This window comes from Timonella sp. A28, assembly GCF_051200815.1.
Lineage (GTDB): Bacteria > Actinomycetota > Actinomycetes > Actinomycetales > Cellulomonadaceae > Timonella.
Genome location: NZ_CP195159.1, coordinates 2353426 through 2370400, shown reverse-complemented (window position 1 = coordinate 2370400; position 16975 = coordinate 2353426). Strand labels below are relative to the sequence as shown.

Here is a 16975-nt window from a genome sequence, read left to right as displayed (position 1 = left end):
CAAATCTTTGCGCACAATTTGCGCAACAACATGTTCATGTAGCATAGGATGAATCACAAAATTCCGCAACGACCGCACACGAACTCTCTTCGAGGCGAGAACACAAAACATTTAAAAAGGGGAAAACATGGCATCCTATTCAGCCATTGCCCGCGTTGCAGGCTTGTCAGTTTCCACTGTTTCTCGCTACCTCAAGGGCGAACTCACACTCAAACCAGACACCGAATCTAAAATCCTTGAGGCCATGCGCACACTTGGCGCCACACCTCCCACCGCCACCGTGAGCCACACCGTCATCATCATCGTGCCGGAATTAGCAAACCCCTATTTCGCCTCGCTAGCAGAAGCCTTGTCTTACGCTGCAACCGCCCGCGGACTTGAACCACACATCACACTTAGCGGTGGGGATACAAAAAACGAAACAGATATCGTCAGCAGGCTTTTAGAAAGCGAACACGAAATATACGGCGCCGTATATGTAGGCATGAGCAAAGACAACCCCCACCTTGACGATCTTGCTGCGCGCTTCCCCGTCGTTGTCGCTGACGAACCCATCGAACGCACGAACACCTCCACCCTGCCCTTCATTGGAGCTGACAACTTTGCGGGAGCTTTTCAAGCAACCAACTACCTGATTTCCATGGGGCACACGCAGATCGCCCACATAGGCGGGCCAACCGACCTACTATCCGCACGTCAACGCCAAGCAGGATACGAAGCAGCACTCACAGCAAACAGCCTCGAGGTTGATCCTGCGATCATGTTCCACGGGCCCTACTCAGAAAAATTTGGGGCGAGCGTACTCACCCAATTCAAGCAGCTCTCCCACCAACCCACAGCGGCGTTCATCTCAAGCGACATCGTCGCCATCGGGGTCATTTCGGCGGCATCACAATATTCGATTCGAGTCCCCGAAGACCTCTCACTTATCGGCTTTGACGGAATCAAAGTAGGCGCATGGCTGCGTCCACAACTCACAACAATCGCACAGCCGATCAGCGACATTGCCCACACAGTTTTTGCCGAACTCACCGCACTACGCAACGGCCACACCGTAACTGATCACGCCTTACCCATGGAACTCACCATCCGTGAATCCGTCATTAGACAAACGAACACACACTAATATTCGAACATATGTTTGAAAAGTTCGTGGGTGGGGGCACAATAGAAGAGTGCACTACGTTCTTGCTCCACACGACGAAGAGTTCCTTGCGGTTCTTGTCGAACCAGACTTCCAGTCTGGAACTTTAACCACCCTGCACAACCACACCATTCCCGCACACGAGTTTCCGGGCTGGGTACATACGCAAGAACGCGAACACCACCCCCGTTGGGTATGGGCCGACTCAGCGACAACCTACCGCACCCTACTTGCACACGGCATACGCGTAGAGAAATGCTGGGACCTACGCAAAGCCCGAGCAATCTTAAAAAACGCGGCGTGGGTTGACCCAACAGCGTTCATGTCAGGCACAAACCTCGCCGAAACAACCCTATGGAATGGCCCCGCCCCTGAACCCACAGACGGACTCTTTCCTTCCACACCACATGTGGCAATTGATCCTGTCGCAGAGTTTCAGCGACAACTACACGTACTTAACACCGCCGAACCCCACCTACGCGGTCGCCTCCAGTTTTTAATTGCCGCTGAATCTGCTGGAACACTCACCGCAGCAGAAATGACACACGCCGGCGTGCCATGGAACCGCGACATTCACAATGACATCCTCACCGCAGTGTTAGGCCCGCGCCCTCAACCAGGTTTTCGCCCACACGCTTTAGAAGACCTCGCCCGCACGCTACGTTCTATCCTCGACGCACCAAACCTCAACCCCGATTCACCACGCGAACTCCTCAAAACCCTGCAGCGCGCCGGATTAAAAATAAACAGCACAAACAAGTGGGAAATCCGCGACATAGACCACCCTGTCATCCCACCCCTGCTGGAATACAAAAAATTAAGCAGAATGCTAAGCGCTAACGGTTGGACGTGGATGGATGAATGGATCAAAAACGGTCGCTTCCGCCCCATCTACGTCCCAGGAGGTGCCGCAACCGGAAGGTGGGGTGCAGACGGCGGTGGGGCACTCCAACTCCCCCACTTTGTGCGGCCCGCTATCGTCGCCGACGAAGGGTGGACGTTCGTTATTGCAGACGCCGCCCAACTCGAACCTCGCATTCTTGCCGCAATGAGTCACGACCACGCAATGGCTCAGGCTGGACGAGGGCATGACATGTACCAAGAAATCGTTAATGCGCGCGTAGTTGAATCTCGTGAACACGCCAAATACGGAATGCTAGGGGCCATGTACGGTGGCACCACCGGGGTGAGCGCTCAAGTCTTACCCAAATTTAAGATTGCTTTCCCGCGCGCTATGGCTCTCGTCGAAAATGCGGCGCGCGCAGGCGAACAAGGCAGAACAGTACATACGTGGCTTGGCCGCACATCACTGCCAGGGGTTTTCGAACAAACAGGCGAAGGAGACGACCCCACCAGTACCCGGGACCGTATGGCGCGCGCCCGCAGTTATGGGCGCTTTACCCGCAACTTTATTTGCCAAGGCACAGCCGCTGAATGGGCATTATGTTGGATGGCTCAGGTGCGCCAAGATTTATGGCAGCTCACCCTACGCGAAGCAGAAACAACCGCCACAGTTGACGCTCGCGTTGAGCAGGGACCGCACCTCGTCTTTTTCCTCCACGACGAAATCCTCATCCACACGCCTACGCATCTTGCCCAGCAGGTCGCTGAACTCGTCACCAAAGCCGCACAACGCGCAGGAACACTACTTTTTGGCGACAGCGACGTTGAATTTCCGGTAACAGCAGCGATCAACACAAGCTACACAAACCCCAAAACATAGAAATCCAGCGGTGTGGATATTAAAGGGTGCAGGTCGTGCCTGTTTTCGACCTTACATTTCGTGCACAAAACGGTAGGGTCGAAGTATGAGGACACGTTGCGTGGCCCTATGGTTGCGGCCACACCGAAATGACAGGTTCATTACCCGCCATTTCACACTGATAGGAGCCTGCCATGACTGATACTCCCGGCCCACTGTTCGCTGTTGTTTTCTCGCTTGCCCTCCTTGGTTTCATTGTGACTGTGGCATTTTTGAGCCGTAACCGTTCACCAAATTTCACTTTTCATAGCGCGCGGTCAGCTGAATCGCCTAATTCTTTAGACGACCCTCACCGTGTCGAACCTGGCATGAATGAAGAAAAATTTTGGGAACTCATCGCGCACGCATGGGGTGCTGGCGCAACTGAACTACGCCACAAACTACTCATCCCCGAAGAAGCAGAACAGGCAGCAGATCGCCTCTTAGAGATGAGCGACTTCATGGTGATGAGCCTGCAAGAGTCCCTCGCTTTACTGTCCCAAGAAGACCTTGCCTCATTCGATGAAATCCTCGAACACAAACTGTATGACATTGATCGTGAAGACGTCCACGAATACGTTGATGGTAGCGACGACGGATTTTTGTACAGCAGAGGCTTCATCGTCGCAGCAGGAAAAGACGTATTTGATGCGGTCGATGCTGACCCATCCGTCTGGGTGGTCGAAGCAGAGTTAGAACCCATCTGCTACATATCCGCTGAAGTGTATGAAGAAGTGTATGGTGAACGCCTCGTGCATAACACGGGCATTTCGCGAGAATCGGGGTCGAACAAGGCTGGTTGGTCATAAAAATTTTCGCGGGGGTTCACACACCGTGTGAACCCCATTTTCGTCTGAGCAATTACCCGAGGATAATGGTGTGTTGTGAACGAAGAACCACCACTCAGCGCGCCCGTCCATGTTGCCCCCAGCGCATCGCAAGTGCCACACATTGTTTTCCATGAGCCGTGCATTGCCGGCAACACTGGAAACGCAATCAGGTTGGCTGCGATCACTGGCGCCCGCCTGCACCTTATTGAACCGTTAGGTTTTGACTTGTCCGAACCAAAACTAAAACGGGCAGGTTTGGACTATCACGACCTCGCGGTCATGGACGTCCACACAAACATTGATGCACTATTCGACTTGTATCCGTCGTCACGAGTTTTTGCGTTCACAACCCGAGCAACCACGAACTTCACCGACATCACATACGACCCCACGGACTTGCTACTTTTTGGCCCTGAACCCACAGGTTTGAGCCAGCAAGTGCTCAACCATCCACGCGTCACGACTGAAGTGCGCATCCCAATGTTGCCGTCACTGCGTTCACTCAACCTCACAAATGCTGCCTCTATAGCCGTGTATGAAGCGTGGCGCCAAAACGGGTTCACTGCCGGGGTGTAACACCTCAACCGCAGATAAAGTTGTCGTGTGGAATGGATTATTGCGGGGCTAGCGTCCCTGCTGGCGGGTTTCATTGATGCCGTTGTTGGTGGTGGTGGCCTGATCCTTTTGCCAGCACTGTTTTCGGTATTTCCACAAGCGGCAGCACCGACACTGCTGGGCACAAACAAAGCAACCGCCATATGGGGCACGGGGATTGCTGCTACTCAGTTTGCGCAGCGCGTTCATATACGGTGGCGCGTCGTTCTTCCTGCCGCAGCGGTGGCTTTTATCGCGGCTTTTGCTGGCGCTTTTCTAGCAACACACGTTTCTGGTGAGTCTTTGCGCAAGGCGCTACCCATAATTTTGGCTGCCGTTTTTGTGTACACGCTTGCTCGTAAAGACCTTGGCGCCCACCATACCCCACGCTTCGCAGGAAAAAATGAACTGTTCTTCGCGTGCGCTATTGGTGTGGCTATCGGGTTTTACGACGGTTTTTTTGGGCCTGGTACGGGCAGCTTTTTCGTGTTCTTTTTTGTCCGGGCGCTCGGGTATGACTTCCTCAACGCGTCCGCAAGTTCCAAAATCCTCAACGTTGGCACCAACCTTGCTGCACTTATTCTTTTTGCGGCAACAGGGCACGTGTGGTGGCATCTTGCCATTCCGTTAGCCGTACTCAATATTGTTGGGGCGCTCATTGGTGCGCGTCTGGCGTTGCGACGAGGTTCAAGGTTTGTGCGTTGGGTGTTCATCGTTGTTGTTGGCGCTTTGATTATCAAAACGTTCACTGACGCATATGTATAAAGGTGGTGGTGAACCTGAGTAGGTTCACCACCACCTTGTATGTGCTGCCGTTTTTACGTCAGGTCGCGTGCGCGCGCGTATTGTTCTCTGACATGTGGAGCTGGTTGTGCAGTGTATGTTTCAACACCGGCGAGTGGCCATGCCGGAGGTTGAGTGCCTCCTAAAAGCGTCCATGCTGCTTGCCGGGCCGCACCATCAGCAACATATTCACCAGCTGCCGGAACGATGACTGGCATCGCAAATATTTGCGGTGCGATTGTCCGCGTGGCGGGAGATTGTGCGCCCCCACCAATCAACACAAGACGCTCCACAGCTACGCCGAGGTCTCGCAGTGCATCAACGCCGTCAGCAAGTGAACAGCACAGTGCTTCTACCGCGGCACGCGCAATATTGGCTGGTGTGCTGTTCTCTAGCGTCATGCCGTGCAGGGACCCTGTCGCTTCAGGACGATTAGGGGTGCGCTCCCCTTCAAAGTACGGAATCATGGCGATTCCTCCCGCGCCAGGCTGCGCAGACAACGCAAGGTCAGCGAGCTCGTCGTACGTGACACCAAGGATGCGGCAGGCCACATCCAAAATGCGTGAAGCGTTAATGGTGCACACTAGTGGCAAAAAGTTGCCGTTTGCGGACGCAAAACCGGCCACGTTTCCTGTTGGGTCAACTACTTGAGTGTCAGATACCGCAGTAACGACGCCAGAGGTTCCCACGGAAAGCACGACGTCTCCCGCGGCTGCTCCTACACCTAATGCTGCGCCTGCGTTGTCTCCTGCCCCTGGGGCAACAAGAATACCGTCTGGTGTTCGCCCTGCTACTTCGTTGGGGTTGAGCACGCGTGGCAAAACAATACGGTCAAAGGTGTCGGGGCCTGCAGCAAGTTCAAACAGTTCACGGTCATATTCGCCGGTCACTGCATTGAAGTATGCTGTGCCGCTAGCATCCGATCTGTCCGTTACAAGCGCGGAAAGGTCTCGTGCATGCCCGGGTGTGCCACCTGCACCGATGATCTGCCACATGAGCCAGTCATGGGGCAGCACGATCGCTGCTACACGGTCCATGTGTTCTGGTTCGTTGTCGCGCATCCACCGAACTTTTGTTGCGGTGAATGATGCGACTGGAACAACCCCTATTTCTTGCGCGTATGCTTCGGCACCGTCTTTTCCACGTAGAGCGCCAAGTTCGTCGATAAGGGTGCGTGCGGCAGCTGCTGATCGTGTGTCGTTCCAGAGCAGTGCGTCTCGGATGACATCACCGTTGTGGTCGAGTGCGACCATTCCGTGTTGTTGACCACCAACTGCTATCGCTTCAACATCGTCAAGTCCGCCGGCAGCGGCGACTGCTTTTTGATATGCAGTCCACCAGTGTTGTGGGTGCACTGATGTCCCGTCTGGGTGGGGCGCAGCACCGGAGCGGATGAGCGCTCCGGTTTCTGCGTCGCGGATGACGATTTTGCATGACTGAGTCGAGGAGTCGACTCCTGCGACAAGACGTGCCATGTGTGTTAGCCAATCAGGTGTTTGAGCGCGAGCTGGTTGAGTCGCACGAATCCGAAGGATCGTTGTGCTGCTGCGTCTGCGTCATAGTTTTCGAATGATTCGGTGTCTGCGAGGAGGTCTGCGACGGTTTCTCCAGCGTTCAGCGTTGGTGTTGCAAGTTCAAAGAGTCCTGCTTGTTCCATGGCTGCTTTAACTTCTGGGTCTTCACGGTATGCCTTGGTTTTTGCTGCAAGTAGTGAATATGTTTCCATATTTGCACGTGCTGAGTCCCAGACACCTTCGACAGTTTCGGTGCGTGATGGCTTGTAGTCGAAGTGGCGTGGCCCTGTGTAGCGTGGCGCATCTGGTGATGCTGGGAATCCATTTTCGACGAGGTCGACGGTGAAGAATGCGGAAAGCAAGTCGCCGTGCCCGAATACGAGGTCTTGGTCGAATTTGATGGAACGTTGTCCGTTGAGGTCAATGTGGAAGAGTTTGTCTGCCCAGAGTGCTTGTGCGAGGCCGTGAGTGTAGTTGAGACCTGCCATTTGTTCGTGGCCGGTTTCTGGGTTGAGTCCGACGATGTCACCGTGTTCGAGTTCTGCGATGAAGCCGAGTGCGTGTCCAACTGTAGGGAGGAAGATGTCTCCGCGTGGCTCGTTTGGCTTTGGTTCGAGAGCGATTTTGATGTCGTAGCCTTTTTCTTTGATGTAGCTGGCGACGAGGTCTACGCCTTCTTTGTAGCGTTCGAGTGCTGCGTGGAGGTCTTTTGCTCCGTCGTATTCGGATCCTTCTCGTCCGCCCCACATGACGAATGTTTGTGCGCCGAGTTCAGCGGTGAGGTCAACGTTGCGTAGGACTTTGCGTAGGGCAAAGCGTCGTACGCTGCGGTCGTTTGAGGTGAAGCCTCCATCTTTGAAAACTGGGTGTCCGAAGAGGTTGGTTGTCACCATTTCGATGGTGAGTCCTGTCTCGGTAGCAGCGTCCTTGACCTGTCCGAGGAGTTCTGCTCGGGTTGTTTCGTCTGAGCCGAATGGGACGACGTCGTCGTCGTGGAAGGTGAATCCCCATGCACCGAGTTCGGCGAGTTTCCGCACATCGTCGGCTGGATTGCGGTGTGCGCGGGTTGCTGAGCCGAATTGGTCTTGTCCGCTCCAGCCTGTTGTCCATAGGCCGAATGAAAATTTGATGTCTTGGTGAGTCATCTTTCGATCTCCTCGTTGAGAAACTATATTTGTTGTGTGATTAAACTTAACCATGGTTTTCGGTAAGGTCAACACCATGACCGTAAGTACCGCTGCCGGACAACACACACTCCGCGAACGAAACCTCGCTCTTGTTGCAAAAGAAATCTTTGCCGCCCCAGAACCGATCTCGCGCGCCACAGTTGCAACCCGCACCGGCCTCACACGAGCCACAGTCTCCTCCCTCGTCGACCTCCTCGTCGACGCGCACATCATCGCCGAACTCGACCCCGTCTTCTCCAAAAAAGCTGGTAGACCAGCGGTTCCCCTCACACCCGCATCAGGAACCTTCTTTGGAATCGGACTCGAAGTAAACGTCTCTTACCTCGGTGGGACCATCGTCGACCTCACCGGAAAAGAACTCGCACGCATCACAGTTCCCGGCGATTTTCGAGCCAGTGACCCCACCGTTGTCATGAAGCAACTCGCCCACATCGCAACAGACCTTGTGGCCAAGGCAACCACCCAACACCGCGTTCCCGGTAAATCAACGCCAGTCATAGCGGGGGTGAATATTGCCCTGCCTGGACTCATCGACCCAAACAAATCCTCACTGCGCGTTGCCCCCAACCTCGAATGGGAAAACCTCGACCCCATCGACACCAGCGCAATCAATGCCGCCCTAGACCCCATCGCAGGACGACCCGTTGACGTAAAAATCGGAAACGAAGCAAACTACGGCGGACTCGCCCAAATCGCTTTTGGAAAACTCAGTACGTTCATTTACGTATCAGCTGAAGTCGGAATAGGTTCCGCAATACTCCTCGAAGGCGACGTATTCCTCGGCAGACGAGGCTGGAGTGGCGAGCTGGGACACGTATCCGTCGACCCGAATGGGCCACAATGCTCCTGCGGTTCACGCGGCTGCCTCGAACAATATGCCGGCCTAGCAGCACTTCTGCATACAGCAGAGTTACCCAGCACAGCCACTATTGATGACCTTCTTGAACAGTTACGAAACAACGACCCACGCGCACAAGCAGCAGTACACGCCGCAGGACAAGCGCTAGGACTCGCCCTATCCGACTACATCAACTTGATTGACATTCACCTTGTTGTACTCGGTGGAATTTTCCTTGACCTCGCCGAATACCTCATACCGCACGTTGACGCAGTACTGAAAGAACATGTGCTTTCAGCCCGCTGGTCAAACATCACTGTCGTACCTGGCGTTGTCGGCACGGGAGCATCATTCCTTGGCGCTGCCAGTGAAGTCACGCGTGGCGTGTACAGTGAGCCAACACGCTGGGTTAACGCACCAGCAGAATAACTTTGCACCCTCACCTCGACACCATTCCAGGCTCATCACACTCACGCCATAGAATAAGGACACATCGTACTTGTCAATTGAGGGAACACGTGCAAACACGACGCTTAACACGCAATAGCGCACATGGGCGCTTACGCACTTTCGTATTCGCCTGTGCTTTTGCTGTTGTGGCGTCCCTGCACATGTGGTGGGGCATCTCACCGGTTCACGCAGATGAAAACAACGATGTTCCCGCGACTATAGCTGCTGTCAACGTAGAAATCGGCAAAGACGGACGAGTTACTGTTACTGAAAAGCTCACGTGGCCACGCAAATCCGTGGATTCGGGGTTCGTCACCCGTGACCTGCTCACGCTTTTGCCCTACAGCAGTGAGCAATGGCGAAAGTTTTCTTACTCTAACTTCCGCTTGGAATCGGCTGACCGAGATTTTGTTTTTGACGTGCTTGATGACACCAAAAACATTATCGTTCGAATGCAGCCGTCCCCTGAGCAAGAATCCACTACGCCTACACACTCTGATGCAACGGAAACCAAAGAAGTTTCCCCTGAAGACGACGTCATCCATGCGACCCTCACCTACGATGTTGAAGGCACTCTTGCTACTCTCGTCGGGACAGAATCTTCACGTAATGAATTTTTTTGGTCCCCGCTGTCACCAACCCGTCACCCTTACACGTCGTTAACGTTATCGCTGAATGCCGCGCGCACAGCGCAGTCAACGAACTGCACTATCTTGACTCCCGCGTCAATCGACTTGAACTCCCTTGACCCGCAGTCCACGAACACCGATGACGCCGAAGAAAAAGACGCCGATAATCCTCCACCATCATGTGCAGTAAAAAAATCAGGCTCTTCCCTCACCGTTAAAACCAAAAACTTAACTGCGGGGTTTGGTCTTGCAACTCGTTTTGAATTCCCTTCTGGAACATTCGAGTCCTCTTCTGCCATCTCTGTGTATGATCCAGATCCTGACTCGTCTGAAACGATGAACCCTGAAGATCAAGAATTTGACCCCACGTGGACCGACGCTATTGATCAAGAACTTGAAGAATCATCGCAACATATTGGGCTCATTTTCGCTGGCGTTTTGGCTCTCGTTTTAACGACGTTCATCGTGTATCACTCCCGACGCAAAGCCGACCTTACGTTTGATGGACTCGAACGTGCAGATGTTGATACTGCGCTCAGCCTTACCCATGACGATCCTGCGCCCAAGCCTATAAAAATAGCCAAGGATGCTGTTGCGCCTCTACGTTTCATACCGCCTGCCACATTAAGTATTGGCGAAACTGGTGCTTTGTGGGCGTTGGAATTGCGGTGGAATGAAGCGACCGCAATCCTCATTGATTTGGCGTCTCAAGGTTTTATCGCCGTGTCAGAGAATCCAACGGTGCGCGATAGTGATGAGTCGTCTCCGCGCTGGTCTATCACTCGCATAACAGGTGTTGGCGACCCAGCGCAGTCTTATCAACGCATACTAATGGATCGTGTGTTTGGTGAGGACGAGAATGTGTCTGTGCATTCCTTACACTCTCGTTATGCTCCACAATTCTTGGAAGTGTTAAGTGAAGTTGGGCAGGCTGTTAGCGCTAAAAGTCTTGTCGTTCAGCAACTCGATCATGAGGTGGCGCGCAGAGCTCACCGAAAGCAGCGCACCCCGTTGGGTCGTGCGTACGCTGAACAGATTTTTGGTTTTGAACAAGCGATAAAATCCGCTACAGCAAGCACACTTGAACGGTTTGAGGTTGATTCTTACTGGAAACTATTCGAACGCTATCTGCCTTATGCAATCATTTTTGGTTGCGCTGATGAGTGGGCACGACTTTTTGACGAGTTCCCTGAATCGTTTGAACAGCCTAGCTGGTTTAGTGCTCCTAGCACCCCTGTTGATAACAGCGCGCCGTACACGTGGTTCTTGAACCGGTTACGGGAATTTACCCACTAAAAGTTGTTGTTAGCGTGCCAAGCCTCATCGTCATTGATGAGTGCTTAGCGCTAACGAGTGCGTCGAGGCTCCCCATTGAACCTCGAGCACAACAACCATAGCCCGCTTCAAACATGTCGCACGCCACTTTTCGGTTACGTTTAGGCAACATTTCAACAAAGTTTTTATTAAACCGTTTAACGGCAGCGTTGTTCCACTCATGATGAACGCCCTCTTGGTTTACATGGCGAAACACACAATACTGTTGCTATCTGAAGATTAGCCAGTGACATAATGAACGCATGAGCCACTACACTGCACAAAGCAACCGTTATGAAACGATGCCCTACCGTCGCACTGGACGTAGCGGATTAGATTTACCTTCACTATCACTCGGCTTATGGCACAATTTCGGAGACACCACCCCGTTTGATACTCAACGCAACATTTTGCGTCGAGCCTTCGACCTTGGCGTTACCCACTTTGACCTCGCCAACAACTACGGTCCGCCCTACGGCAGCGCGGAAGAAAACTTTGGCCGCCACCTCAAAAACGATTTCCGCCACTACCGCGACGAACTCATCATCTCGTCCAAAGCCGGATACGACATGTGGCCTGGACCATACGGTGATGGTGGCTCACGCAAATACCTGCTGTCCTCACTCGACCAGTCACTCACCCGCATGGGACTCGACTACGTCGACATCTTCTACTCACACCGTTACGACGAAGACACTCCCCTAGAAGAAACAATGGGAGCTTTACACACTGCGGTTACCAGCGGTAAAGCCCTCTATGCTGGAGTCTCCAACTACACCCCGGAACAAACACAACGAGCAGCACGCATTCTTGCTGACCTTGGCACCCCACTACTCATCCACCAGCCAAGCTACTCCATGTTCAACCGACACGTTGAACAACCCGATGCAGGCCTCACACAGGGCGACAACCTGACAGGAAAGAGCCTGCTTGAGACAGTCGACGAATTGGGCATCGGCATGATCTGCTTCTCGCCTCTTTCCCAAGGACTACTCACCAACCGTTACCTCGACGGCAACATTCCTAGCGGCTCACGCGCATCAATCGGGCATTTCCTTAAATCAGACAAGGTGGACGAAACATACCTAGGACGTGCACGTGGACTCAATGAGATTGCTGCACAACGCGGTCAATCGTTAGCGCAACTCGCGCTCTCGTGGATTTTGCGTGACTCACGTGTCACATCTGTGCTTGTTGGTGCGTCAAGCGTCAACCAACTCGAAGACACCATCGCTTCAGTACACGCCCCAACATTAGGGGACGACGAAATCGCTGCGATTGAACAGTACGCGATCGACGGCACCGGCCGCTAATACGTACGCACACACCTGTGGGGGCGCATTCTGCATGAATGCGCCCCCACAGTCGTTCCTTACAGTGTTGTCTACCGCTTACGTAATGAAGCCAGCGACAACCGAGCTTTAACCCGCTTTGACCGGCTCACAGAGCTATGCAGGTTAGACACAGCATCATCGACGTGGTTCCAATAGTCAGCTCCATGCGCCTCATCTATCACGTCAACACTAAAGTCTGCATGGTCTGCCTTATCGGCTAGCGGAAGTACAACAGCTTCAGGGTTCCCGGCCTCAATAAACTTGGCAGTTTCTCGACGCGTAAGATCCTTACCTGGACGAATGCCCAAGTCCAGCGCGTTATCCATCAGTTCTTGCCAGCCACCCAAAACACGTTCCGCACCCAACGCCCGCTTACGACGACGTGAGCGTCTTAGCTTCGCGCCAATAATAAGCACCGGAATAAGAACAATGATCAAAATTGGGACACCTACGGCTGCAATACCTTTGATAATTGCACCCCAATCCACCCATTCAGCCCGGTCATCATCGTCAGCAGCAATATCCGTGTCTTCTGTGTCTAACGCCGGTGGTGTCACAGGAGGCTGCGGATCTGGCGGCTGCTGGATTGCCTCAGGCTCTGGCTCCGACTGCGCTTCCTTTTCGCTCTGCTTAGGGGTTTGAGAAGACGGTGGCGTAGGGAAATACGGCACCCACCCAAAATCGTTGTAATAGATCTCTACCCATGCTTGCATATCCCCACCAGTGAACGTCACATCACCGTTGTGGTCCTCTTCTGGGATAAAGCCCATCACCACACGCGAAGGAATGCCTTGAGAACGCGCCATTAAAGCCATCGCCGACGCATACTGCTCAGCGTCACCAATCATCTGATCTGCACTTAACAGATCCGACATGCGAGCAGAGCCATGACCCGACAACGACGGAAAACCATCCACGCTCTCGCCATGGCTAAAGTACCCACGTGTAGAAAGAAACTCCTCAAATTTACGCACCACAAGCGGCACAGTTGTGGCGTCTCGTGACACCGACACTGCTTTGTCTGCAACCACATCAGGAATATTTGATGCCGACGCGATAGCGATATTACCGACGGTAGCCTCGCCCAAATCCTCGTCTGTGGGAACAGTAGGCACCACACCAGACATGCGATATGTCGTGCCTTCAACCAGCCCGCCAATCACCACAGCAGAGCCCGTCGAATCATTAAAACGGAAATCTAAATTGCGTGGCCCACGCTCAAAATTAACTGTATTGAGATACCCGACAGTTGGCGTCCACACTCCAGTTAATCCCTCAACAACAAACGAGGTTGCATACTGTGTGCCCGAAACAGTCTGTTCAATACGATCGCCAATACGCCTAAACGATCCAGAGCCTGATTTGTTACCGTCACCAGACACGTTCCACACGACACCGTCGTATTCATCCATCGTCGCCAAACGCACCAATGCGTCCTGCGGCAGGCCTTTAACCGTCAACAAATCAACGTCTTGATAGTCCTTAATGTAGGCCCGATACATAGACAACGGACTGATCTGATCTTTCGGATCAAATGGCGGCACAACAATTGACCGCAACACAAAACGTGGATGATTAGACTGCGCTAATGGTGCCGTAATCGTAGTTACGCCAACCACAACCGCAACAAAACCTGCCATCAATACGCCGCGACCAACCCGCCAGCTTTTCATACGCCATGTTGCCCACACCAGCAAAATGAGTGGAACGATAAGGCCTACCTGCACACCAGAAAGGTCGCTTTGAGTCCCCCACAAAATCGCAACCACAAGCACAATGCACGGAACCAAACCAGCAAGCATTGTCGTCGTCCACGAGCGACGCCACGTCGCAATAGCTGAAGCAACAAAAGCACCCAAGAAAGCGATCAAGAACGGCAGTACTAAAACGCCCTGCGAGCCACCCAAAGGTGGCTCCAACGTTAAAGCTTCTTTCCAACTCGTAACAATGCCGCCCAATGTTCGAGTAATCGAATGCCCAGATGGAACCACACCCCACAGCAATTCTTTGCCAAAGGCGACAGCCCCACCCACAACCACATACACCGCGAAGGCAACCACCAGCATAAGCAAGAAAGGCCAGCGGAAGAACCCAGACAACACCACTGGTAGCGCACCAGCGATTACCCCAAGAACCACAGCAATAAGGGCGCCCTGTGTGCCATAAGCCGGAAGAATAGGCATCAACGCGCACCCTATGCAGGTCACTAAAATAGCAACCTCAAGGACAGCCCGCAGCGGACCCCACTCCGAAAAAACTGACGACTGCGCGCGAGAATAACTCAACGGAAAGCTCTGGCCGCTCATATGCCAACCGCCAAACGCAAAAGCCTCGGCAGGTCAGATAAATCACTCAACACACCAAAAGAAGACGTGCCTCGAGTGCGCACACTCAACTCTTTACCAACAGCACACTGGACGTACAACACCCGCGCCCCGACAGGCAAAGCTGCCGCGCTATCTCGCAACTGCGTCTGATCTTCCACCTCACCGGTAATCACAATAGCCAACGAACAATCGCTAGCTTCCCGCGCAATAATCTGAGCAGGATCCAGATACTCGTCATCTGGTGCATCAAAATCAATAGCAGCCGATTCGTCCAAAAAAGCACGTGGCGTCGTAGAACGCAGTTCCCCTTGCCCAGTAAAAAAGGTTCGATCCATACCATCGCGGATAGTTTGCACAGCAATCGAAGCAAACGATGACACACCCAGTTCAAACGAGTTCTCATCAGTCCACGCGTTACGGGAAGTATCCAACACGATAGCGGTATGAGTACGACGAGTATCTTCAAACTGTCGCACCATCAACTTTTGTGTTCGAGCAGAAGTTTTCCAGTGAATCGTGCGCCGATCATCACCAGGCACATACTCTCGCAAGGCATGAAAGTTCATGTCGTTATCTGACGTGATCCTACTGCTCTGCCCTTCTAAATCATGCAACACACCAGCTGAAGAACCCGACAAAGCAACCGTCACAGGATGCACAAACAGCCGCTGCTGATCAGTCCACGTCACCTCTCGGCGCACCAAACCAAATGGGTCAGCACGCACCGACCGAACCGGGCCAACATCTATAACAGCGCGCCGCTTCGTTGGTACTGCAAACAATTCGTCATGATTCTGGTTTGGTTTCAACGCAGGAAGCGTGAATTCTGCTCGTGCCCGACCCACAGGCAATTCAATTCGGGCAGGCAGCAGCGTTCGCCGCCCAACATTCGTGACATCGATACGACCAAACGCACGCTGCCCAACCTTTACTTGCTCGTCACCAAGTTCAAGGGTTACGGCATAACTGGTTTGCCCAATCGTCATAAGCAACGCCAACAGCACCGTGATAAGGCAAAACACGGCAAGAGTCACAAACTCGATCCAACCAAAATGCCAGCCACACCACAGTGCAACAAACCCCAACACACCAAAAGCAATGGTGAGAGGAGCAAAAGCAAGCCGTCGCTCACCTACTCGGTCCTGAGTCGCAAAGTGGCGTTTCCGCAATATTCGGATAGCCATAAAAACTACTTTTTAGCCGAAGGAGGAGCCACGGCAGAAAGCACACGGCTCATAATGTCGGTAGACGTCACTCCATCAAATTCCGCTTCAAGTTCAATAACAAGCCGATGCGCCAACACAGGCATAGCCAACGCTTTCACATCGTCTGGAATGACATAGTTGCGCCCCTGCGCTGCTGCCCACACCTTTGCGCAACGCACAAGAGCGATACTGCCTCGCACAGACACACCCACACGAGTTTGCGGATCATTGCGGGTTTCTTCAGCAAGACGTGCCACATAATCAGCAATCGCAGGATCAATATAGATACGAGAAGCAACGCCTGCGAGTGAAATAATTTCCTGCGAAGTCACAATCGGTTTTACGTTGGTGGTGCGGTCACGCTGCGCTGACCCCGCAAGGATCTCAATAACAGAATCTCGGTCTGGATACCCTAACGAAGTTTTGATTAAAAACCGGTCAAGCTGAGCCTCAGGCAATTTATATGTACCAGTCTGCTCAATCGGGTTTTGCGTTGCCATCACAAGGAACGGCCGACCAGCATCATATGTTTTTCCGTCAACCGTAACGCGGGATTCCTCCATCACCTCAAGCAACGCTGATTGAGTTTTCGGTGAGGCACGGTTAATTTCGTCAGCAAGAACTACGGAAGCAAAGACTGGTCCTTTATGGAACTCAAATTCACCAGATTTTTGATCAAAAATCGTTACACCAGTGACATCAGAAGGAAGCAAGTCAGGTGTGAACTGAATACGGTTGTGGGTGCCATGAATTGAAGCCGCAATCGACTTCGCCAGAATGGTCTTCCCCGTTCCGGGCGCATCTTCAAGAAGCAAATGGCCTTCGGCGAAAAGGGTGGTCAACGCAAGCCGGACAACTTGAGTTTTTCCTAAGACTGCACCACCAACGTTATCCACAATTTCGTTAAATATCGTGGCAAATTCTGAGGCTTCCCGCGCAGATGCTACAGCGGCAGTTCCCGCTCGAGCTTGCAGCGGAGAGATCGCGTGCGGCGCCTTGTCGTCGTCACGGGTAGGTGGCGGCGGCACACTTTTATTTGTCATCCAAAAATCCGATTCTGTGTGGTCATGCTATAAAGCGTTAAT

13 protein-coding genes are annotated in these 16975 nt (G+C 53.0%); 8 read left to right on the top strand and 5 right to left on the bottom strand.

What is annotated here, in order from left to right; genetic code table 11:
• The first annotated feature begins 127 nt into the window (after nt 1–127).
• The 5 genes from ACR9EC_RS11185 to ACR9EC_RS11165 all read left to right on the top strand — a co-directional run bounded on the left by ACR9EC_RS11185 (nt 128) and on the right by ACR9EC_RS11165 (nt 5074).
• A complete protein-coding gene (locus tag ACR9EC_RS11185; RefSeq protein ID WP_435299302.1) occupies nt 128–1126 on the top strand; it encodes a LacI family DNA-binding transcriptional regulator in 999 nt (332 codons plus the stop codon).
• Nucleotides 1127–1175: 49 nt separating this feature from the next.
• A complete protein-coding gene (locus ACR9EC_RS11180; RefSeq protein ID WP_435299301.1) occupies nt 1176–2867 on the top strand; it encodes a bifunctional 3'-5' exonuclease/DNA polymerase in 1692 nt (563 codons plus the stop codon).
• 173 nt (nt 2868–3040) lie between these two features.
• Nucleotides 3041–3694, top strand: coding sequence for a DUF4240 domain-containing protein (locus ACR9EC_RS11175; protein WP_435299300.1), 654 nt, complete (start codon nt 3041–3043; stop codon nt 3692–3694).
• Between the two features lie 132 nt (nt 3695–3826).
• Nucleotides 3827–4291, top strand: a complete 465-nt coding sequence (locus tag ACR9EC_RS11170; RefSeq protein WP_435300653.1) for a tRNA (cytidine(34)-2'-O)-methyltransferase — start codon at nt 3827–3829, stop codon at nt 4289–4291.
• A 27-nt stretch (nt 4292–4318) separates the two neighbouring features.
• The gene (locus ACR9EC_RS11165) at nt 4319–5074 is read left to right on the top strand and encodes a sulfite exporter TauE/SafE family protein (protein WP_435299299.1); all 756 of its coding nucleotides are present in this window, start codon (nt 4319–4321) and stop codon (nt 5072–5074) included.
• A gap of 53 nt (nt 5075–5127) precedes the next feature.
• On the opposite strand, the gene xylB is transcribed toward ACR9EC_RS11165, so the two are convergent.
• Both xylB and xylA read right to left on the bottom strand, forming a co-directional pair.
• A complete protein-coding gene (gene xylB / locus ACR9EC_RS11160; protein WP_435299298.1) occupies nt 5128–6567 on the bottom strand; it encodes a xylulokinase in 1440 nt (479 codons plus the stop codon).
• Between the two features lie 5 nt (nt 6568–6572).
• Nucleotides 6573–7751, bottom strand: a complete 1179-nt coding sequence (xylA, locus tag ACR9EC_RS11155; protein ID WP_435299297.1) for a xylose isomerase — start codon at nt 7749–7751, stop codon at nt 6573–6575.
• A 76-nt stretch (nt 7752–7827) separates the two neighbouring features.
• Here xylA and ACR9EC_RS11150 point away from each other — a divergent pair, with 76 nt between their 5' ends.
• From ACR9EC_RS11150 to mgrA, 3 genes are all read left to right on the top strand, one after another.
• Nucleotides 7828–9060 (top strand): ROK family protein, encoded by a 1233-nt coding sequence (locus ACR9EC_RS11150; protein ID WP_435299296.1) that lies wholly within the window; start codon nt 7828–7830, stop codon nt 9058–9060.
• Between the two features lie 89 nt (nt 9061–9149).
• A complete protein-coding gene (locus ACR9EC_RS11145) occupies nt 9150–11006 on the top strand; it encodes a DUF2207 family protein (protein ID WP_435299295.1) in 1857 nt (618 codons plus the stop codon).
• A gap of 281 nt (nt 11007–11287) precedes the next feature.
• Nucleotides 11288–12337, top strand: coding sequence for an L-glyceraldehyde 3-phosphate reductase (gene mgrA / locus ACR9EC_RS11140; protein WP_435299294.1), 1050 nt, complete (start codon nt 11288–11290; stop codon nt 12335–12337).
• A gap of 71 nt (nt 12338–12408) precedes the next feature.
• On the opposite strand, the gene ACR9EC_RS11135 is transcribed toward mgrA, so the two are convergent.
• Genes ACR9EC_RS11135 through ACR9EC_RS11125 form a run of 3 tightly spaced genes read right to left on the bottom strand, consistent with a single transcriptional unit; the run spans nt 12409 to nt 16933 of the window.
• Nucleotides 12409–14664 carry a transglutaminase-like domain-containing protein gene (locus ACR9EC_RS11135; protein ID WP_435299293.1) on the bottom strand — a complete coding sequence of 752 codons (2256 nt, stop codon included), beginning with the start codon at nt 14662–14664 and terminating at the stop codon, nt 12409–12411.
• A complete protein-coding gene (locus tag ACR9EC_RS11130) occupies nt 14661–15869 on the bottom strand; it encodes a DUF58 domain-containing protein (RefSeq protein WP_435299292.1) in 1209 nt (402 codons plus the stop codon). The genes ACR9EC_RS11135 and ACR9EC_RS11130 overlap by 4 nt, the downstream gene beginning before the upstream one ends.
• A 5-nt stretch (nt 15870–15874) precedes the next feature.
• The gene (locus ACR9EC_RS11125; protein WP_435299291.1) at nt 15875–16933 is read right to left on the bottom strand and encodes an AAA family ATPase; all 1059 of its coding nucleotides are present in this window, start codon (nt 16931–16933) and stop codon (nt 15875–15877) included.
• Nucleotides 16934–16975: the final 42 nt, after the last annotated feature.